Annotated in this window: 20 protein-coding genes and 1 tRNA gene; all 21 read left to right on the top strand. The window is 55.9% G+C overall.

What is annotated here, in order from left to right:
• Positions 1-11: 11 nt before the first annotated feature.
• The 21 genes from rlmE to PHD44_RS01945 all read left to right on the top strand — a co-directional run bounded on the left by rlmE (position 12) and on the right by PHD44_RS01945 (position 20,855).
• On the top strand, positions 12-635 hold the full coding sequence (rlmE, locus tag PHD44_RS02045; RefSeq protein ID WP_300187506.1) for a 23S rRNA (uridine(2552)-2'-O)-methyltransferase RlmE: 624 nt from the start codon (positions 12-14) through the stop codon (positions 633-635).
• 133 nt (positions 636-768) lie between these two features.
• A complete protein-coding gene (ftsH, locus tag PHD44_RS02040) occupies positions 769-2,733 on the top strand; it encodes an ATP-dependent zinc metalloprotease FtsH (RefSeq protein WP_300187504.1) in 1,965 nt (654 codons plus the stop codon).
• A 22-nt stretch (positions 2,734-2,755) separates the two neighbouring features.
• Positions 2,756-3,598 carry a dihydropteroate synthase gene (gene folP, locus PHD44_RS02035; RefSeq protein WP_300187501.1) on the top strand — a complete coding sequence of 281 codons (843 nt, stop codon included), beginning with the start codon at positions 2,756-2,758 and terminating at the stop codon, positions 3,596-3,598.
• Positions 3,599-3,762: 164 nt separating this feature from the next.
• Positions 3,763-4,479: a c-type cytochrome gene (locus PHD44_RS02030; protein WP_300187499.1), complete on the top strand. Its 717-nt coding sequence runs from the start codon at positions 3,763-3,765 to the stop codon at positions 4,477-4,479.
• Between the two features lie 159 nt (positions 4,480-4,638).
• Positions 4,639-5,985 carry a phosphoglucosamine mutase gene (glmM, locus tag PHD44_RS02025; protein WP_300187497.1) on the top strand — a complete coding sequence of 449 codons (1,347 nt, stop codon included), beginning with the start codon at positions 4,639-4,641 and terminating at the stop codon, positions 5,983-5,985.
• 127 nt (positions 5,986-6,112) lie between these two features.
• Complete coding sequence (tpiA, locus tag PHD44_RS02020) at positions 6,113-6,883, top strand: triose-phosphate isomerase (protein WP_300187494.1); 771 nt, start codon at positions 6,113-6,115, stop codon at positions 6,881-6,883.
• The gene (gene secG, locus PHD44_RS02015; RefSeq protein WP_300187564.1) at positions 6,883-7,353 is read left to right on the top strand and encodes a preprotein translocase subunit SecG; all 471 of its coding nucleotides are present in this window, start codon (positions 6,883-6,885) and stop codon (positions 7,351-7,353) included. The genes tpiA and secG overlap by 1 nt, the downstream gene beginning before the upstream one ends.
• A gap of 92 nt (positions 7,354-7,445) precedes the next feature.
• Positions 7,446-7,530 (top strand) — tRNA-Leu (locus PHD44_RS02010).
• Between the two features lie 124 nt (positions 7,531-7,654).
• The gene (locus PHD44_RS02005) at positions 7,655-8,011 is read left to right on the top strand and encodes an NADH-quinone oxidoreductase subunit A (protein ID WP_298218817.1); all 357 of its coding nucleotides are present in this window, start codon (positions 7,655-7,657) and stop codon (positions 8,009-8,011) included.
• A complete protein-coding gene (locus PHD44_RS02000) occupies positions 8,002-8,481 on the top strand; it encodes an NADH-quinone oxidoreductase subunit B family protein (RefSeq protein WP_012824817.1) in 480 nt (159 codons plus the stop codon). Before PHD44_RS02005 ends, PHD44_RS02000 begins: the two co-directional genes overlap by 10 nt.
• 37 nt (positions 8,482-8,518) lie before the next feature.
• Positions 8,519-9,253: an NADH-quinone oxidoreductase subunit C gene (locus PHD44_RS01995; RefSeq protein ID WP_300187491.1), complete on the top strand. Its 735-nt coding sequence runs from the start codon at positions 8,519-8,521 to the stop codon at positions 9,251-9,253.
• A gap of 2 nt (positions 9,254-9,255) precedes the next feature.
• Positions 9,256-10,509, top strand: coding sequence for an NADH-quinone oxidoreductase subunit D (locus PHD44_RS01990; RefSeq protein WP_300187489.1), 1,254 nt, complete (start codon positions 9,256-9,258; stop codon positions 10,507-10,509).
• Positions 10,509-11,006, top strand: a complete 498-nt coding sequence (gene nuoE / locus PHD44_RS01985) for an NAD(P)H-dependent oxidoreductase subunit E (RefSeq protein ID WP_300187487.1) — start codon at positions 10,509-10,511, stop codon at positions 11,004-11,006. Before PHD44_RS01990 ends, nuoE begins: the two co-directional genes overlap by 1 nt.
• 4 nt (positions 11,007-11,010) lie before the next feature.
• Entirely contained in the window at positions 11,011-12,300 is a 1,290-nt protein-coding gene (nuoF, locus tag PHD44_RS01980; RefSeq protein ID WP_300187485.1) for an NADH-quinone oxidoreductase subunit NuoF, read from the top strand.
• Between the two features lie 19 nt (positions 12,301-12,319).
• On the top strand, positions 12,320-14,710 hold the full coding sequence (nuoG, locus tag PHD44_RS01975; RefSeq protein WP_300187482.1) for an NADH-quinone oxidoreductase subunit NuoG: 2,391 nt from the start codon (positions 12,320-12,322) through the stop codon (positions 14,708-14,710).
• 29 nt (positions 14,711-14,739) lie between these two features.
• The gene (gene nuoH, locus PHD44_RS01970; protein WP_300187561.1) at positions 14,740-15,762 is read left to right on the top strand and encodes an NADH-quinone oxidoreductase subunit NuoH; all 1,023 of its coding nucleotides are present in this window, start codon (positions 14,740-14,742) and stop codon (positions 15,760-15,762) included.
• Positions 15,763-15,833: 71 nt separating this feature from the next.
• Positions 15,834-16,322 (top strand): NADH-quinone oxidoreductase subunit NuoI, encoded by a 489-nt coding sequence (gene nuoI, locus PHD44_RS01965; protein ID WP_290678348.1) that lies wholly within the window; start codon positions 15,834-15,836, stop codon positions 16,320-16,322.
• A gap of 62 nt (positions 16,323-16,384) precedes the next feature.
• Complete coding sequence (locus PHD44_RS01960) at positions 16,385-17,041, top strand: NADH-quinone oxidoreductase subunit J (RefSeq protein ID WP_300187477.1); 657 nt, start codon at positions 16,385-16,387, stop codon at positions 17,039-17,041.
• Positions 17,038-17,343 (top strand): NADH-quinone oxidoreductase subunit NuoK, encoded by a 306-nt coding sequence (gene nuoK, locus PHD44_RS01955; protein WP_300187474.1) that lies wholly within the window; start codon positions 17,038-17,040, stop codon positions 17,341-17,343. Before PHD44_RS01960 ends, nuoK begins: the two co-directional genes overlap by 4 nt.
• Before the next feature lie 3 nt (positions 17,344-17,346).
• On the top strand, positions 17,347-19,305 hold the full coding sequence (gene nuoL, locus PHD44_RS01950; RefSeq protein WP_300187471.1) for an NADH-quinone oxidoreductase subunit L: 1,959 nt from the start codon (positions 17,347-17,349) through the stop codon (positions 19,303-19,305).
• Positions 19,306-19,331: 26 nt separating this feature from the next.
• Positions 19,332-20,855 carry an NADH-quinone oxidoreductase subunit M gene (locus PHD44_RS01945; RefSeq protein WP_300187468.1) on the top strand — a complete coding sequence of 508 codons (1,524 nt, stop codon included), beginning with the start codon at positions 19,332-19,334 and terminating at the stop codon, positions 20,853-20,855.
• Positions 20,856-20,858 lie beyond the last annotated feature (3 nt).

Here is a 20,858-nt window from a genome sequence, read left to right as displayed (position 1 = left end):
CAGGGGAGCCTATGGCCCGGTCAAATAGCAGTCAGCGTTGGCTGGCTGAACACTTTCGTGACGAATTTGTGTTGCGCGCTCAGCGCGAGGGTTATCGCTCGCGGGCAGTATACAAACTCAAGGAACTCAATGAGCGGGACCGATTTCTGAAACCAGGCCAACGGGTGGTCGATCTGGGTGCCGCGCCCGGTGGGTGGACGCAATACGCCGCGCAGGTTGTCGGTGAACGGGGGCATGTTTTTGCGCTCGACCTCTTGCCTATGGATCATTTTGCCCATACAACCGTCATTCAGGGTGATTTCTCTTCTGAAGAAGTGTTGGCGCGTCTTACAGCGTTGCTCGGTGAAGCGCCGGTCGATCTTGTCATTTCAGACATGGCGCCGAACATGAGCGGTGTGGAAACGGTGGATATTCCTCGTGCCATGTATCTGGCGGAACTCGCACTGGATTTTTGTCATCACATGCTCAAACCTGAGGGGGCCTTTGTGACTAAAGTCTTTCAGGGCGAAGGCTTTGATGCGCTCATGCAGGATGCCCGGAGCGCCTTCAAGAGTGTCGTGGTGCGCAAGCCCAAGGCATCACGTCCACGCTCGCGTGAAGTGTATTTGGTGGCGCGCGGCAAGCGCGTGGTATAAGGTTAAGGAACCTCTGATTAAATCCCTCAAAAGCCCGTCTCGGTCACGAAGGATTTAATCAGAGGTTCCTTGAGGCTATAAATTTTATTTGCCGGGGTATGGCTTCCCGTCAATGTGATGCAGAGGTGGCGTGTTGAACGATTTAACGAAAAATATTCTCGTCTGGGTGGTGATTGCGGTTGTCCTGATGACCGTGTTCAACAGCTTCAGCTCCCGCTCGACGGCGACTCAACCGATGAGCTACTCGCAGTTTTTGAGCGATGTGAAGGGTGGAAGCATCGATTCGGTGATCATTGAAGGCAAGACCATTACCGGCAAAACCAGCTCGGGCGCCACGTTCCAGACTTACAGCCCGGAAACCGATAATCGCGCGATGATTGGCGACCTCTTGAGCAACAACGTCAAAATCGATGCCGTGCCGCCAGAACGTCCGTCCCTGCTGATGACGATTTTCATTCAGTGGTTCCCGTTCCTGCTGCTGATCGGCATCTGGATCTTCTTCATGCGCCAGATGCAGGGCGGCGGTGGCCGGGGTGCCATGAGTTTTGGTAAGTCCAAGGCACGTCTGCTGGGCGAGGATCAGGTCAAGGTCACCTTCAACGACGTCGCCGGTGCCGATGAAGCCAAACAGGACGTGGTGGAATTGGTCGATTTTCTGCGTGACCCGGGCAAGTTCCAGCGTCTGGGTGGGCGGGTGCCGCGTGGCGTGCTGATGGTCGGCCCGCCGGGTACGGGTAAAACCCTGCTTGCTCGCGCGGTTGCGGGTGAGGCCAAAGTGCCGTTCTTCACGATCTCTGGCTCCGATTTTGTTGAAATGTTCGTCGGTGTCGGTGCGTCGCGCGTTCGTGACATGTTCGAACAGGCCAAGAAACAGGCTCCCTGCATCATCTTCATCGACGAGATCGATGCGGTGGGGCGTCATCGTGGCTCCGGTATGGGTGGCGGACACGATGAGCGTGAGCAGACCTTGAACCAGTTGCTGGTCGAAATGGATGGTTTCGAAGGCAATGAAGGCGTGATCATCATTGCGGCGACGAACCGCCCCGACGTGCTCGACAAGGCTTTGCTCCGTCCGGGCCGTTTCGACCGTCAGGTCGTGGTTGGCCTGCCCGATGTGCGGGGTCGTGAACAGATTCTCAAGGTTCATCTGCGTAAGGTGCCGGCCGCTGCCGATGTCGTGCCCAACCTGATTGCACGGGGTACGCCGGGCTTCTCCGGTGCCGATCTCGCCAACCTGATAAACGAGGCGGCCTTGTACGCCGCCCGTGCGAACAAATCAGAAGTGACCATGGCGGATCTGGAACGCGCCAAGGACAAGATCATCATGGGTGCCGAGCGCAAATCGATGGTGATGAGCGAGGCCGAGAAGAAACTCACCGCCTATCACGAAGCGGGCCATGCGATTGTCGGCCGTTTGGTGCCAGAGCATGATCCGGTCTACAAGGTGTCGATCATCCCGCGCGGGCGTGCCTTGGGCGTCACTATGTTCCTGCCGGATGAAGACCGTTACAGCTACTCCAAACGCAAGCTCGAATCCAATATTTCCAGCCTGTTTGGTGGGCGTATTGCCGAGGAGCTGATTTTCGGCTCGGAAGCCGTAACGACCGGTGCTTCCAATGACATCGAGCGTGCGACCGAAATTGCCCGCAACATGGTTACCAAGTGGGGTATGTCGGACAAACTCGGTACACTCGCCTATTCAGAGGAAGACGGCGATCCCATGTTTGGCCGGGCCGTACCGGGCAGTACCATTTCTGACAATACCGCCAGTGTGATCGACGAAGAGGTACGCCTTATCATCGACCGCAATTACCAGCGTTGCCATCAGTTGTTGACCGATAACATCGACATTCTGCACGCCATGGCCGATGCCCTGATGAAGTACGAAACAATCGATGTGGCCCAGATTGATGACTTGATGGCCCGCCGACCGGTTCGTGAACCTGCCGGTTGGGGTACTGGCTCTGATACGGGCAGCAAAACGCCACCGGCAAGCGGAGAAACTGTGTCTGAGGCCAAGCCTGAAGAACCCACTCCCCCGGCGGATAAACCTGCACCCCCGGCGGATGCTGTTGGTGGCCCGGCAAACCAGCACTGATTTGCCCATGCAGGATTCGTTCATGTCGCGGCTTCATTCGAAGTCGCCACGCATCATGGCGATTTTGAATATCACTCCTGACTCCTTTTCGGACGGGGGTGTTTTTTTTCGGCACGAGAAAATCGATATCGACAAGGTGATTGACGCTGTAGCGACCCTACAGTCGGAGGGTGCCGATATCATCGATGTGGGGGGCGAGTCGACACGCCCCGGTGCCGAAGTGGTTGGCGTCGAGCAAGAGCTTGATCGTGTCGTGCCGGTGATCGAGGCGATCAGGGCTCGTTTCGATCTGCCTGTTTCCATCGATACCAGTCAGCCACAGGTGATGCTCGCTGCGACACAAGCGGGTGCATCCATTATCAATGACGTGCGGGCTTTGGTCCGTCCGGGGGCGTTGGAAGCGGCCAGGCAAGCTGTGCAGGCTTCGGGTGTCATGGTGTGTTTGATGCACATGCGGGGCGAACCCTCGACGATGAACAGCCTGTGTCAGTACGAAAACCTGGTGTCTGACGTGTTGGCGGAATTGGACGAGCGGGTAAATGTGGCAATAGAGGCGGGTATCCCCCGATCCCATCTGATGCTCGACCCCGGCTTCGGTTTTGCAAAAACTACCGAGCAGAATTTCGAACTTCTTGCTCGGTTAAACGAATTCCGGTCCAGGAGCATGCCTATCCTTGTCGGGCTCTCGCGAAAGAGAATGATCGGTGAGGTGACGGGACGGGCTGTTTCCGATAGGGTGGTCGGAAGCGTCGTGCTTGCTGTGATGGCGATGGAGCGCGGGGCGGACATTGTTCGGGTCCACGATGTAGCAGCCACGAGAGACGGGCTTCGGCTGTATCAGGCGACCTGTCTGCATCAATTTTGATTTCAGTGTTGTTAGCATATATTTATTTATTGGTGCATAAGACGCATCCGGTTGTTCCCTATTAGTGTTCTCTGATATTTTACGCAGTCGGGGGTATTTGATCGATGTGTGCCTGTTAGAGTGCATTGCGTTCAAATTGTCATGATAAAAACGAGAGAGTAACTATGAAAATGATGCGTCGTTCGCTATTGGCTGTCATGTTGGGCGGTTTGATGATTCAGCCCGTGGTTTCAATGGCCGCAGGTGATGCTGCTGCGGGTAAAACAAAATTTGCAACGTGTGCGGCCTGCCACGGCGCGGATGGAAAAGGTAACGGGGGGGCTTTCCCGGCGTTGACGAAGTTGAACGCGGCGGATGCCGAAACCATTCTTACAGCCTTCAAAAAAGGCGATATGGCAACTCTGAAGGCTCATAACCTGGGCGGCGCGCGCTATGGCACCATGGCACCTCAGGCTGCCAACCTGTCTGAAGCCGATATCGCCGACCTCGCCGCCTATATCGCCACCCTCGGTGGGGGCGCTGAAGCTGCCGCTGCGCCTGCTGCTGCGGCACCGGCTGCTGCCGCGCCTGCGGCGAACATGATCAAGGCAGATGCCAACATCGGCTTTGGTCATGCGCTGTTCTCAAGCTGTGCCGTGTGTCACGGTGCAGAGGGTGAGGGTGGAAAACTCCTGAACGCGCCCAAGCTTTCTGGCCTGCCGGTTTCGGCAACCACTTCCATGTTGGAAATGTACAAGTCTGGCAAGCAGCTTGGCCCGTACTCTTACGTCATGAACGCACAGGCGAAATACCTGACACCTGAAGAGATCCGTGACTTGGCCGCTTACATTTCGCAAATGAATGTGAAAGGCGCCGACAACAACATGGCTCAGACCGAGTAATTGTGTTGGTCGCCACCTCCTCGGGGTGGTGTTGTTTATATGAACCGCCTTTTGTTGAGGCGGTTTTTTTGTTTGGGCGATTTCTTTGGCTGAGTGCTATTGAGTGGCAGCGGGCGTGTTATCGGTTAGGATGCGGGCGGCTGTAGCAGGATAAGGTGAATGGATATGAAGGTATTTGGGACCGATGGCGTACGCGGTGCGGTGGGACAATGGCCGATGACGCCGGAGTTCGTGCTGAAACTTGGCTGGGCAGCCGGCATGGTGCTGGGTCAGGAAGGGCGCCGTCGGGTGTTGATTGGAAAAGATACGCGTATTTCCGGATACATGTTCGAGTCGGCTCTGGAGGCGGGTTTTTCTGCTGCGGGTGTGGATGTGCGCTTGCTGGGGCCGATGCCCACACCGGCCATCGCCTACCTGACGCGCACGTTGCGTGGATCGGCCGGCGTGGTGATCAGCGCTTCTCACAATCCTTTCCAGGATAACGGCGTTAAATTCTTCTCCTCCCAAGGGGAAAAACTGCCGGATGTGATCGAGGCCGAAATCGAGCGCATGCTGGATGAACCCATGACCGTGGCCCGTTCGGATATGCTGGGCAAGGCTCAGCGTATCGACGATGCGCCGGGCCGGTATATCGAGTTCTGCAAGAGCTCGATTGAGACGGGGCTGTCCTTGTCCAATCTGCGGATCGTAGTCGATTGCGCCAACGGAGCGGGGTACCAGGTTGCACCGCGCGTATTCACAGAGCTGGGTGCCGAAGTGATTAGCATCGGTTCTGAACCCGATGGGTTGAATATCAATGCGGGCGTGGGCTCGACCGATCCTGCTGCGCTCCAACGAGCCGTGTCCGAGTTCCGGGCGGATCTGGGCGTGGCGCTGGATGGTGATGGTGACCGCGTGTTGCTCGTCGATGCCGAGGGGCAGGTGCTGGACGGCGATCAGTTGCTCTACATCATCGCGGCGGACCGCGTTCGTCGCTCAGGTTATAGCGGCGGGGTGGTCGGAACGCTGATGAGTAATCTCGGTCTCGAACTGGCAATCAAGGAACTCGGGTTGCCGTTTGTTCGGGCCAACGTCGGGGATCGGTATGTCCACGAAACCCTGAAGCGGAATGACTGGCTGTTGGGTGGCGAGTCTTCCGGGCATATTTTGTGTCTGGATCGGCATACCACGGGTGATGGTATTGTGGCGGCACTACAGGTTTTATCTGCCATGAAGGCCAGGGGGCAAAGTTTGCGTGCGCTTACGGAAAACATGGCGATTTTCCCTCAGACCTTGATCAATGTTCGTACGGAACAGAAGTGTGATTTGAGCCAGCCGCGCATCCTCTCCGCGGTGCAGGCCGTCGAAAAAGTTCTGGGGGATGATGGGCGTGTTCTGCTTCGTGCATCGGGTACTGAACCGCTGATTCGTGTCATGGTTGAAGGCAAGCGAGCTGATTTGGTTGAGAAACAGGCGAAAAAGCTGGCGCAGGAAGTAAAGGAGATCGCCTTGTCCCCGGTGGTCTGATGGCATGAAGCGTGTATGAATGATTGATTTAACTCGCTCGTACAAGTAACCTTATCGGCCTTTTTGATAACAGATCGGGGCGCTGGTGCGTTCCAGAAAAAGCAGAACCAAGGGGAAATAGGACGGCATGCGTAAGCCAATCGTACTCGGAAACTGGAAGCTTAACGGCTCAACGGCCTCGTCTGAGGCGCTTGTGGCTGGCATTCTTGCCGGGGTGACGGGATTGGATGCGATCGATGTAGGGGTTTGCCCCTCATTCGTTCTTATTCCACAAACGGTGCGTCAAGTGGCGCATACGGATTTGAAAGTGGGTGCTCAGGATTGCTCTGAGTATGTCGAAGGTGCCTACACGGCAGAGGTTTCGGCTGCTATGCTGCGCGATGTCGGCTGTCAGTATGTGCTGATCGGCCACTCCGAGCGTCGCGCCCTTTTTGGTGAGCGCGACGAGGTGATTGCCCGTAAGGTCGGGCGCGCCCTGGCAGCCGGCCTCATGCCCGTTCTGTGCGTGGGTGAGACTTTGGAAGAGCGCCAGGCTGGGCACATGAACGAAGTCGTGTGTGCTCAGGTTCAGGCGGTCATCGACGAGGTCGGTGTCGCAGCGTTTGATCGGATCGTCATCGCGTATGAGCCTGTCTGGGCCATCGGGACCGGTTTGACCGCTTCGCCCGAGCAGGCGCAGGCAATGCACGCTACGATTCGTGGTCTGATTGCCGGGCTGAACGAACCGGTCGCGCGTACCCTGCGCATTCAATACGGTGGGTCGGTCAAGCCGGATAACGCGGCCGAACTGTTCTCCCAGCCTGATATTGATGGCGGCTTGATTGGCGGCGCATCTCTGAAGGCAGAAGATTTTCTGATTATTTGTCGTGCTGCGGCCGACTCGCTTGGAACCGTGTGATGCAAACATTGATTTTGATTGGACATGTGCTGATTGGTTTGACCTTGATTGGTCTGGTGCTGATTCAGCATGGCAAGGGCGCCGATGCGGGGGCCGCCTTCGGCTCGGGTTCGTCTGGCACCGTATTTGGTGCGCGTGGTGCGGCGACCTTTCTGCAAAAAATGACGGGCTGGCTCGTGGTTGCTTTTTTTGCGACCAGTTTGCTGCTCGCTTACGTCATTAATACTTCACATAGTCCTTCCAGCGTGGTAAATTCTGTGCCCGTTTCAAAGACGGACTCCAATAAGAATGATGGGATGGGCACAGCGCCAAATCCACAGAATTCAGTACCTTCACCTTCTGAGTCAGTGACCCCTGCACCAGCGAGTCAAGGTAAACCTTCAGATGTGCCATCCACATCAGTGGGTAGTGAGCAGGTCGCACCGGCAGCGAATGGGTCAACCCAACCGGCCGATGTGCCAAGTAAATGACCTGGTAAATGACCTGATATAAGACTTGGCTTGTGCTGATTAGAAAGCCTGTTGCGCCAGTGTGATCGCTGGTGAAGGCAGGCGCAGATTTCGCGGACGTGGTGGAATTGGTAGACACGCTATCTTGAGGGGGTAGTGGCGAAAGCTGTGTGGGTTCGAGTCCCACCGTCCGCACCAATTTTGTGTAAGTAAAATAATAATAAGATTAGGCCAGTCCGCAGGAATCGCTTGTGTGCTGGGTTTTAGTTCGCGCGCGAAAAATCAAGCGGACGTTGGTTCGCGCTGACCGAGAGGGTGCCCCGTGCTAGAAGGTTATCTTCCCATCCTGATTTTCTTCGGCGTTGCCGTGCTGTTTTCTTTGGGGTTGTTGTTTGGCGGCAAGCTTCTCGCTCCATTCCGCCCGGATTCGGCCAAGAACGCTCCCTACGAATGTGGTTTTGCCGCTTTCGAAGACGCACGCATGAAATTCGATGTGCGTTACTATCTCGTCGCCATACTATTTATTATCTTCGACCTCGAAATTGCCTTTTTGTTCCCGTGGGCTGTGGCTCTGGACCAGATCGGGCATTTCGGGTTGATTGCCATGGCCATCTTCTTGGGTGTTCTGGTCGTCGGCTTTGTGTATGAGTGGAAGAAGGGGGCGCTGGAATGGGAATAGAAGGCGTTCTCGAAAAAGGCTTCGTCACCACTTCTGCCGACAAGCTGATTAACTGGGCGCGCACCGGCTCGCTCTGGCCCATGACGTTCGGTTTGGCCTGCTGTGCAGTCGAAATGATGCATGCGGGTGCTGCGCGTTATGATCTGGACCGGTTCGGTGTCGTTTTCCGTCCCAGCCCGCGTCAGTCGGATGTCATGATCGTGGCGGGTACGCTGGTCAATAAAATGGCTCCTGCATTGCGCAAGGTCTATGATCAGATGGCTGAGCCCCGTTGGGTTATCTCCATGGGTTCCTGTGCCAATGGTGGCGGTTACTATCACTATTCCTACGCTGTTGTGCGTGGTTGCGACCGGATCGTGCCGGTCGATATTTACGTTCCGGGCTGTCCGCCAACGGCCGAGGCCTTGCTGTACGGAATCATTCAGCTTCAGAACAAGATTCGCCGTACCAATACAATCGCACGGAGCTGATTGTGTTGGCGCAAAACAATAGGCAAAGTAGATCATTATGACTGTGCAGCAAAGGCTTAATCCGGCCCTGAAACCAGCCCTGGAATCTGTGCTTGGCGATCTGTTGATCAATCTGACCGTTGCGTTGGATGAAATCACCATTGAGGTGGCGGCAGCGCACTGGCAAGAAGCGGCAAAGCGTTTGGCTACCGCGCCTGAAACCCATTTTGATCAATGCGTCGATCTTTGTGGAATCGACTATCTGGAATATGGGCAGCAAGAATGGGCTGGTGAGGAAAGTGTGTCCTATGCGGGTTACAGTCGCGGCGTCGAACCGGCCAGTAATGCCCGCCTGAAGTTTGGGGATGAGATGCCGTCTGGCAATCAGGATCGTCCCCGCTTCGCCGTTGTGGCCCATTTGCTTTCATACAAGCACAACTGGCGTGTCCGCGTCCGGATTCCCTGTGTCGATGCAGAACTGCCGACCGTTCCTTCGGTCGTGGCTATATGGCCTGTCGTTAACTGGTTCGAACGCGAAGCATTCGATCTCTTCGGTATTCTGTTCGATGACCATCCCGACATGCGCCGGATCCTCACGGATTACGGCTTCGTTGGTCATCCGATGCGCAAGGATTTCCCATTGATCGGTAACGTCGAAGTTCGGTTCGACCCAAATAAGAACCGGGTGGTTTACGAGCCCGTTTCCATTGAGCCGCGTGTGCTGGTGCCCAAGGTGCACCGCCACGATAGCCGATACGTCGTGCCCGAAGAGCCCGCGCGGGGAGGACGCTGATCATGCCGGAAATTGCCAATTACACGCTGAATTTCGGCCCACAGCATCCATCCGCCCACGGCGTATTGCGCCTGGTACTGGAGATGGATGGCGAGACCATCGTTCGCGCCGATCCGCATATCGGTCTGCTTCATCGTGGCACCGAAAAACTGGCAGAAAGCAAACCCTATAACCAGTCTATCGGTTATATGGATCGACTGGATTACGTTTCCATGATGTGCAACGAGCATGCCTATGTTCGTGCCATCGAACAGTTGGTCAATCTGGAGATTCCCGAACGGGCGCAGTACATACGCGTCATGTTTGACGAGATCACCCGTATTTTGAACCACTTGCTCTGGCTCGGTGCGCATGCGCTGGACATCGGTGCGATGACCGTTTTCCTCTATGCCTTCCGCGAACGGGAGGATCTGATGGATTGCTACGAAGCGGTCTCCGGTGCGCGCTTGCACGCTACTTATTATCGGCCGGGCGGCGTCGCGCGGGATTTGCCAGACACAATGCCGCAGTATGAGAAATCACAGTGGCATAGCGAGCGCGATGTCCGGCGCATGAACGAGTCCCGCCAGGGTTCCCTGCTGGATTTCCTCGAAGACTTCACCCAGCGATTCCCGGGTTATGTGGACGAGTACGAGACGCTGCTCACCGATAATCGAATCTGGAAACAGCGTACGGTGGATATCGGCATCGTTTCGCCGGAGCGCGCGATTGCGCTCGGCTTTACCGGCCCGATGCTGCGTGGTTCCGGTGTCGAGTGGGATCTGCGCAAGAAGCAGCCCTATGCCGTATACGACAAGCTGGATTTCGACATTCCTGTGGGCGTGACTGGTGATTGCTACGATCGGTACCTCGTTCGGGTCGAGGAAATGCGGCAATCCAACCGGATCATCAAGCAATGTATTGACTGGCTACGCAAGAACCCAGGTCCGGTCATGGTGGATAACCGCAAGATCGCGCCGCCACGACGGGAAGAAGTCAAGGCGGACATGGAATCGCTGATTCACCATTTCAAATTGTTCACCGAGGGTTATTGCCTACCCGAAGGCGAGACCTATGCCGCGGTTGAGCATCCGAAGGGTGAGTTCGGGATTTACCTCGTTTCCGATGGAGCCAACAAGCCGTACCGCTTGAAAATCCGCGCGCCGGGCTTTGCGCATCTATCTGCTCTCGATGAGATGTCGCGCGGGCACATGCTGGCCGATGTCGTGGCGATTATCGGTACGCAAGATATTGTTTTTGGTGAGGTGGACCGTTAATGAAAGACAGTAAGATTCATTTGCTGAGCGATCACACACGCCATGAAATTGATCATTGGCTTAGTAAATATCCGCCCGAGCAGAAGCAATCTGCCGTGCTGGCCGCGCTTCGCGAAACACAGCACCAGAATGAAGGCTATCTGACGACGGACCTGATGGATGCGGTTGCCGAGTATCTCGATCTGCCACCTATTTCCGTTTATGAAGTGGCGACCTTCTATTCCATGCTGGAAACAAAACCCTGTGGCCGGCATCACGTATCCATCTGTACCAACATTTCATGTGCTTTGATGGGCTCGGACGAGATTGTGGCGCATTGTGAGAAGAAACTGGGTATCAAACTCGGTGAATCGACTCCTGATGGCCGAATCTACCTCAAGGTGGAAGAAGAATGCCTCGCGGCCTGCGACGGTGGCCCGATGATGCAGGTCGATCATGTCTATTACGAACGGTTGACACCCGAGAAGGTGGACGCCATTCTCGATAAACTGGAGTGACGCGATGACGGAACAAGTCTGTTTTGCGACGATGCAGTTTGATGAGCCTTGGACGCTTGAGAGCTATCTCAAGATTGGCGGGTATTCGGCTTGGCGGAAAATCCTGGCCGAAAAAACCGATCCGGCACTGATTATCGAAGAGCTGAAAACCTCAAACCTGCGTGGTCGAGGCGGTGCGGGTTTCCCGACCGGTCTCAAATGGTCGTTCATGCCGCGCAATGCGCCGGGGCAGAAATACATCGTATGCAATTCGGACGAATCCGAGCCGGGTACCGCCAAGGATCGTCAGATTCTGCTCAACAATCCCCATGCTCTGGTAGAGGGGATGGCGATCGCGGGTTACACCATTGGCGCCACGGTGGGTTACAACTACATGCGCGGCGAGTTCACCGATCTCGTGTTCCGTCGTTTTGAAACCGCGGTCAAGGAAGCCTACGAGTTGGGCTTGCTGGGCAAGAACTTGCAAGGCTCCGGCATTGATTTCGATCTGTACGGTTCGTTGGGCGCCGGTGCCTACATCTGCGGCGAAGAGACTGCCTTGCTCGAATCTCTGGAAGGCAAGAAAGGCCAACCTCGATTCAAGCCACCGTTCCCGGCCAACTTTGGTTTGTATGGTCGCCCGACCACGGTGAACAACACCGAAACATTGTCGTCGGTTCCCGCCATCATGCGTAACGGCGGCAAGTGGTTTGCTGATCTGGGCGTGCCGAACAGCGGGGGGTTGAAGCTCTTCTCCGTTTCCGGTCATGTGAACAAGCCCGGAGTGTTCGAGGTTCCGATGGGTCTGCCATTCGGTGAACTGCTGGCTATGGCCGGTGGCGTACGCGAAGGCCGCAAGCTCAAGGCGGTGATCCCGGGCGGCACCTCCACGCCCGTGGTGCCGGGTTCCGTGATGATGCAGACCACCATGGATTATGACGCCATCGCCAAATCAGGCACGTTTCTCGGTTCGGGCGGCCTGATCGTGATAGACGATTCGGCGTGCATGGTCGAAGCCTTGCGCCGTATCTCGCGTTTTTACTATTCGGAGTCCTGCGGTCAATGCACACCCTGCCGTGAGGGTACCGGTTGGCTTTACCGGATGCTCACCCGCATTGTTGAAGGCAAGGGGGCTATGGCCGATTTGAACCGACTGGATGACGTGGCCAGCAAGATCGAAGGACGGACTATCTGCGCGCTGGGTGATGCGGCCGCCGTACCCGTGCGCAGCTTCCTCAAGCATTTCCGTCACGAATTTGAATATTACATCGAGCATGGCCACAGCATGATTGCTGACGGTTTGGCGACGGTCTAACAGATACAGGGTTAAGTCTTTGAGTATTCACGACGATTTGATCACCATCGAAGTTGATGGCATTCCCTTGAAAGGGCGCAAGGGCGATATGCTGATCGAAGTGACCGATCAGGCTGGCATCAATATCCCCCGGTTTTGCTATCACCGCAAACTTTCAATCGCGGCCAACTGCCGGATGTGCCTGGTTGAAGTGGCGCGTGCGCCCAAGCCGCTGCCTGCCTGCTCAACACCCATTTCCGAAGGCATGCGCGTGCTGACCCGTAGCCCCAAAGCGCTGGCTGCCCAGCGCGCGACCATGGAGTTTTTGCTGATCAACCACCCGCTCGATTGTCCGATTTGCGATCAGGGCGGTGAGTGCGAGTTGCAGGATTTGGCCATGGGCTATGGTGAAGGCGTCGGGCAGTATTCCGAAGTCAAGCGTGTGGTCAAGGACAAGAATATCGGCCCACTGATCGCCACCGACATGACGCGCTGCATCCACTGCACGCGTTGCGTCCGTTTCGGCGAAGAAATTGCAGGTCTGAAGGAACTGGGTGTGGTCGGTCGTTCCGACCACATGGAAATCGGTACTTACATTGCCAAAAGCGTGACGTCCGAGTTGTCCGGCAACGTGATCGATCTGTGTCCGGTGGGCGCGCTCACGGCCAAGCCGTCGCGTTATACAGCCCGCCCGTGGGAGTTGGTGCAGCAGCCGCACATCTCAACCCATGATGCCTTCGGCTCGAATCTGTACCTGCACACCCGTGATGGGAAGGTGATGCGTACGGTGCCGCGTGATAATGATCTGATCAACGAAACCTGGTTGTCGGATCGTGACCGTTATGCCTACACCGGCTTGTTCACCGAAGATCGTCTGGCGCAGCCTATGGTCAAGCGAGATGGGCAATGGCATGCAACCGATTGGGATACCGCACTCGCTCTGGTGGCTGAAAAAATTCAGGGCATCGTGCAGCAGCAGGGTGCTCAAGCCTTGGGTGGGCTGATCTCTCCCAACGCGAGCCTGGAAGAACTGTACCTGTTCCAGAAAATCATTCGTGGCATGGGCTCGAACAACGTCGATCATCGCCTGCGCCAGACTGATTTCTCGGCCGATGCGGGTGATCCGGTCATGCCGTGGTTCGGCATGGACATCGCCCAGATCAGCCAGCTCACATCGGTGCTGGTGATTGGTGGTTCGATCCGTGAGGACATCCCGCTGTTCGGTCATCGTCTACGCATGGCGGCGCTGACCAAGCGAGCGCGGATTCATGTGGTTCACCCGGTCAAAGAATCTCTGACCTTCCGTGCTGCGCAATGGCCCTGCGCACCAGACGGCGGCTTGTTGGATGTCCTGATTGCCTTGAGCCGAACGGCAGGCGTGACTTTGCCTGAAGGACTGGTTGAGTCCGCGCCGGTTGATACGGAACTGTGCACGAAAATTCTTGCTGATCTCGAACAGGGCGCGAATGCCGCGATTTTTCTGGGGCATCTGGCGCAGAACGATCCGCAGTACGGCGCGATTCGCTATCTGGCCGGTCGTCTATCCAAGGCGCTTGATGTCTCTCTGGGTATCCTGCCGCAAGGGGGTAATCAGCCGGGTGCCTGGTTGGCCGGTGCCGTGCCGCATCGTCTGGCCGGTGGCCAGGCTGCGGTTGGGACTGGAGCAAATGCCCAAACACTACTGCAGTCACCGACACCTGCGATGCTGCTCCTGGGTGTCGAGCCGGATCTCGATACCCAGGCTGGTACCGAAGCAGTGGCCCGGTTGCGTGAGGCCGAGTGCGTGGTCAGTCTGGTTTCTCATGTCAGTTCAAGCCAACTTGAGTTTGCCGATATTTTGCTGCCGATTGGTACGGCTGTTGAATCTGCGGGCACGTGGGTCAATGGCGAAGGTCGTTGGCAGCCGCAACGGGGCATCGTCCGTTCTTGGGCCCAGTCCCGTCCGGGTTGGAAAGTTCTGCGGGTACTCGGCAATCTGCTGGATCTGGCTGGCTTCGATTTCATGGATGCCGCCGAGGTGCGTGCGGAAGTACAATCCCAGTGCGCCGAGGTCAGCCTGAGCAATGAAAGTGACGTGCTCGGCGCGGTTCGACCGGTGGCGGCTTCATCGGCAGAAGGCTGGGTGCGCATTGCGCCGGTGGCCATGTATGCCATCGACGGCGTGATCCGCCGCGCCGCGCCTTTGCAGATGACTGATTTGGCGAAAAAACAACGACATTGCCTCGTCAATCCTGCCGATGCGGCAGAACAAAATTGGGATGAGGGCGGTGTCGTGACCATCACCCAGTCCGGCTGCTCAACCGAGATGACGGTTAAGTTCGATGATTCCGTGCCGCAGGGCGCATTGCTGATTTATGTCAGCGAAGTGAGTGCCGTGCTGCCAGCCATCGGCGGTTTGGTTGAAGTGTCACGGGAGGTAGTGGCGTGCTGAATCAATTGCTGCATCCGGTCATCGGCTGGATGTCACCGGCCTGGCAATATCTGGTGGTCAACACCCTCTGGGTGCTGGTCATTCTGCTGCCGTTGGTCATCGCCGTGGCTTATCTGACGTATTTCGAAAGGAAGGTCATCGGCTACATGCAGGTGCGCATCGGCCCGAACCGCGTTGGCCCCAAGGGTTTATTCCAGCCGTTTGCCGACGTGTTCAAACTGCTGTTCAAGGAAATCATCACTCCTAACGTCGCCAATAAGTTCATTTTCTATCTGGCGCCGGTGTTGATTCTGGTGGCGTCATTTGTCGCATGGGCGGTTATTCCATTCGACAAGGGCTGGGTTCTGGCCAATATCAACGCGGGCTTGCTCTATGTGCTGGCCATCGGTGCGGCCGGTGTGTATGGCGTGATCCTGGCCGGATGGGCTTCCAACTCGAAGTATGCGCTGCTCGGTGGCATGCGTTCTGCGGCACATAAAGTGGCGTATGAATTGGCGATGGGCTTCGCCTTGGTCGGCGTGCTCATGGCGGCCCGGAGTCTGAATCTGACCGAGATCGTCGAGCATCAATCCGGCAATATCCTGACATGGTACTGGTTGCCACTGCTGCCTATGTTCGTGGTTTATTTCATCTCCGGCGTAGCCGAGACCAACCGCGCACCGTTTGATATCACAGAAGGCGAGTCAGAACTCGTCGCCGGTTTCCACGTTGAATACTCCGGCATCACGTTTGCGCTGTTCATGTTGGCCGAATACGCCAGCATGATCCTGATTTCGGCATTGACTGCGCTGTTGTTTCTCGGCGGCTGGCTTTCCCCCTTCCAGGGAACCGCGCTGGAATCGATTTTCGATTTTATTCCCGGGATCTTCTGGTTCTTTATCAAGATTGCGATCCTGCTGTTCCTGTTCCTGTGGTTCCGGGCCACGTTCCCTCGATACCGTTATGACCAGATCATGCGTCTGGGGTGGAAAGTGTTTATCCCTGTGACCATCGTCTGGATTTTCGTTGAGGGTGTGTTGGTGTATTTCAAGGTCGGGCCATGGTTTTCTTGAGCTTGGGATTTCCTGATCTCGGGTTAACCAAGTTTGATTTGGCCCGAGAAAACACCCAGAGGTAATGGGCGATGAACGCATTCAAACAATTTGTTAAAACCTGGTTTTTGTGGGAGTTGTTCCTGGGTCTGTCGGTGACCGGCAAGTACTTCTTCGGCCGCAAGTTCACCGTGCAGTATCCGGAAGAAAAAACACCGATGTCGCCACGTTTCCGTGGGTTGCACGCCCTGCGCCGCTATGCCAATGGCGAAGAACGCTGCATTGCCTGCAAGCTATGTGAGGCTGTCTGCCCGGCACTGGCGATCACCATCGAGTCGGAAGAGCGCGAGGACGGCACCCGGCGAACCACGCGCTACGATATCGATTTGTTCAAATGCATTTACTGCGGCTTCTGCGAGGAGGCTTGCCCCGTTGATTCGATTGTTGAAACCCGTGTGTTTGAATATCACTTCGAAGAGCGCGGCGAGCAGATCATGACCAAAGAAAAACTGCTGGAGATTGGCGATCGACTGGAGTCCCAGATTGCCGCCGATCGATTGGCCGACGCCCCGTACCGTTGAGACGCGCAATGACTCGTCTCAAACAGTCGGCATTAGAGCCGGTATTAATCAGGAAGAATTGAATGACTCTGTATCAGTTTCTTTTTTATGTGTTTGCCTCGTCGGCCGTGATTTCGGCCATCCGGGTGGTCACGGTTAAAAACCCTGTCCATGCGGCTCTGTTCCTGGTGCTGACCTTCTTTACCACGGCGCTGACCTGGATTCTGATGGAAGCGGAATTTCTCGGCATCGTGCTGTTGCTGGTCTACGTCGGCGCGGTGATGGTGTTGTTCCTGTTCGTGGTGATGATGCTGGATATCAATCTGGCACCGTTGCGCGAGGGGTTCGTGCGTAACTTGCCGGTGGGTGTCTTTGTTGCGCTGGTGATGGTGGTCGAGTTGGGCTTGATCGTCGGTTCCCATGCCTTTGGTCTGGCGAATTATCCCGCACCGACTCCGGCGGCAGTCGGCACCTCCAACACCCTGGCACTGGGCTCGGTGCTGTACACAGAATATGTCTATCCCTTTGAAATTGCTGCGTTCATTCTGCTGGTTTCGATTGTATCGGCCATCGCCTTGGCGCATCGCAAGCGTGAAGGCGCTCTGTACCAGAACATCGATGCGCAGGTGAAAGTCAATCGAGGTGATCGGATTCGCGTGGTGAAGATGGCTTCCTCGACACCCGTCGAGTCCGAAGCTGACGACGACACGTCAAAACTCAGCGGGAGAAAAGCACCGTGATTAGTCTGTCCCAGTTTCTGGTATTCGGAGCAATACTGTTTTCCATCAGTGTGGCTGGCATCTTCCTGAACCGGAAAAATATCCTCGTCCTGCTGATGGCGATCGAATTGATGCTGCTGGCCGTGAATGTCAATTTCATTGCCTTCTCCCACTTCCTGGGCGATATCAACGGTCAAGTGTTTGTGTTTTTCGTGTTGACCGTGGCGGCAGCCGAGGCGGCGATCGGCCTGGCGATCCTGGTGACGCTGTTCCGCAATCGGCGGACCATCAATGTCGAAGACCTGACAGAGATGAAGGGATAAGCCATGGAAAAAATCTATCTCATCATCGCTCTGTCGCCCTTGATCGGGGCACTGGTCGCCGGCCTGTTCGGCAAGCAGATCGGCCGCGCCGGTGCTCATTGGGTGACCAATATCGGCGTCGGTATTTCGTTCATACTCTCGTTGTACGCTTTTTACATGCATGTCTGGGGCGGGTTACCCACCTATGACGCTACGGTGTACACCTGGGCGGCGACGGATGCGTTCCACTTCGATATCGGTTTCATGGTCGACCGCCTTACGGTTCTGATGATGGTCGTCGTCACCGGCGTCAGTCTGATGGTGCATATCTATACCATCGGCTACATGGCGGATGATCCGGGTTACCAGCGTTTCTTCAGTTATATCTCCCTGTTCACCTTCTCCATGCTCATGCTGGTGATGGCGAACAATCTGCTGCAACTGTTCTTCGGCTGGGAAGCAGTGGGCCTGGTTTCTTACCTGCTGATCGGTTTCTGGTACAAAAAGGAAACTGCGATTTTTGCCAATCTCAAGGCATTCATCGTCAACCGTGTAGGTGATTTCGGTTTCCTGTTGGGTATTGCCGCCGTCCTGATGTATGCAAACACGCTCGATTACGCCACTTTCTTTGAGCGTCTGCCGGCATTGGCCAGCGTGAAAGTCGAGTACTGGCCGGGTGTGGAATGGTCGCTGCCGACCGTGATTGCCATTTTGCTGTTTATCGGCGCGATGGGTAAATCGGCTCAGGTGCCACTGCATGTGTGGCTGCCCGATTCGATGGAAGGCCCGACGCCTATTTCTGCGCTGATCCATGCCGCGACGATGGTGACGGCCGGTATTTTCATGGTGGCGCGTTTCTCGCCGCTGTTCGAACTGTCCGATGCGGCACTGTCGTTCATCATGGTGATCGGTGCGATTACGGCCTTGTTCATGGGGTTGCTCGGTATCGTGCAAAACGATATCAAGCGCGTTATTGCCTATTCGACCCTGTCACAGCTCGGTTACATGACTGTAGCGCTGGGTGCCTCGGCCTACTCCGCCGCGATTTTCCATCTGATGACCCATGCGTTCTTCAAGGCCTTGTTGTTCCTGGCTGCCGGTTCGGTGATCATTGCCATGCACCATGAGCAGGACATCCGCAAGATGGGTGGCCTGTGGAAGTATATGCCCGTTACCTTCGTGACCTTCCTGATCGGTTCGTTGGCCTTGATCGGTTTCCCCGGTACATCGGGCTTCTTCTCCAAAGACAGCATTATCATGGCGGTTCATGCCTCTCAATTGCCTGGTGCGACCTTCGCCTATTGGGCGGTGCTGCTGGGCGTATTTGTTACGGCGTTCTATACCTTCCGGTTGTTTTTCCTCGTGTTCTTCGGCAAGGAACGGATGGATGCGCACACCCGCTCACATTTGCATGAATCACCCAAAGTGGTCACCGTGCCGCTGATTCTGCTGTCCATTCCTGCTTTGCTGGTTGGGTTCTTTGCCATCGATCCGCTGTTGTTCTCCGACTTCTTCGAGCAGGCGATCGTGGTGATGCCGGGGCATGATGCGATGACGCATCTGCGCGAGCATTACCATGGCGCACTGGCCATGATGGAGCACAGCCTGAGCAGCTCCGTGTTCTGGCTGGCCATTGCCGGTGTGGCACTCTCTGCGGTCATGTATCTGCTCATGCCCGGCACACTGCCCGCGCTGTTTGCCAAGGTGTTTGCCTGGCCGAAGCGGATTCTGGACGGTGCCTACGGCTTTGACGATTTCAATAACGCCGTGTTCGGTGGTGGTTCACGGTTGCTGGGGCGCGGGCTTTGGCGAATTGGCGACGTCCGGCTCATCGATGGCCTGATGGTCAATGGTACGGCGGGCGTGATCGGCGCTACGTCCATGCAGTGGCGCAAGCTCCAGACCGGTTATCTCTATCACTATGCGTTTGTAATGATTTTGGGCTTGATCGGTTTAATGACTTGGATCGTTTTTTTACGTTGACCTCTTTCTAAATGGATACTGGTTTAATGCTTCCTTCTTCTTGGCCGATGCTCAGCCTGATTGTTTGGCTCCCGATTATCGCGGGTATCTTTGTGATGTGGTTTGGTGCCGGGCGCGCCAGCTTCGCACGCTGGTTCGCCCTGGCCAGTTCGGTGGTCGTGTTCCTGCTCAGCCTTGCGTTGTTGCCTGCCTTTGACACGCACACCTATGCCATGCAATTTGTCGAGCGTGTCGCGTGGATCCCGCAATTCGGTATCCATTACCACCTCGGTGTGGATGGGATTTCCCTGCCCCTGTTGATCCTGACGACATTCACGACCGTGATCGTGATCGTGTCTGCCTGGGAAGTGATTCAGGAGAAAGCACACCAATATCTGGCGGCCTTCCTGATCATGGAAGGCATGATGAACGGCTCTTTTGCAGCGCTCGATGCCATCGTGTTCTATTTCTTCTTCGAAGGGATGCTGATTCCGATGTTCGTCATCATCGGGATATGGGGTGGTCCGCGGCGCGTGTATGCGACGATCAAGTTCTTCCTCTATACCTTCCTCGGTTCGGTGTTCATGCTGATCGCCCTGATCTACATGTACTTCAAAGGCGGCAGCTTCTCGATTCTGCACATGCAGCAAATGCCGCTGACCCTGACCGAGCAGGTGCTGATTTTCCTTGCATTCTTTATTGCCTTTGCCGTCAAGATTCCAATGTGGCCGGTTCATACCTGGTTGCCCGACGCGCACGTCGAGGCGCCGACCGGTGGTTCCGTGATTCTGGCGGCCATCATGCTGAAGATAGGCGGCTATGGCTTCCTGCGGTTCTCGCTGCCGATTACGCCTGATGCGTCCGCATTGCTGGATAGCATGATTATCGCCTTCTCACTGATCGCGATCGTCTACATCGGTCTGGTTGCGCTGGTGCAGAACGACATGAAAAAGCTGGTTGCCTATTCGTCCATTTCGCATATGGGCTTTGTGACACTGGGCATGTTCGTGATCTTCATGATTGCGGCCAACCCGTTGAATATTGGTGGTAGCGGTGTCCGTCTGGCGCTTGAAGGCGCGATGGTGCAGATGATTTCCCACGGCCTCATTTCAGCCGCCATGTTCCTCTCGATCGGCGTGCTATACGACCGTCTGCACTCACGGGAAATTTCCACCTACGGCGGGGTAGTCAATACCATGCCGTGGTTTGCCGCGATGGTCGTGGTGTTTGCCATGGCGAACGTCGGCCTGCCCGGCACATCCGGCTTCGTTGGTGAGTTCATGGTTATCCTCGCCTCGTTCAAGGCCAATTTCTGGATTGCCCTGCTGGCCGCGCTCACGCTTATCATCGGTGCCTCGTACACACTGTGGATGGTCAAGCGTGTGATTTTCGGCGACGTTCAGAACGAGGGCGTGGCCAAACTCAAGGACGTCAACAAGCGGGAAGCCTGGATGCTGGGTAGTCTTGTCGTCCTGATCATCCTGGTCGGTATCTGGCCAAATCCGCTGCTCGATTTGATGCACGCCACGATTGAACATCTCGCGCAACAAGCGCTGACCTCAAAACTGTGAACC

The organism is Halothiobacillus sp., from assembly GCF_028710545.1.
Taxonomy (GTDB): Bacteria; Pseudomonadota; Gammaproteobacteria; order Halothiobacillales; family Halothiobacillaceae; genus Halothiobacillus.
The sequence above is the reverse complement of the archived record's forward strand: the minus strand, read 5'-3'. Positions and strand labels throughout refer to the sequence as shown.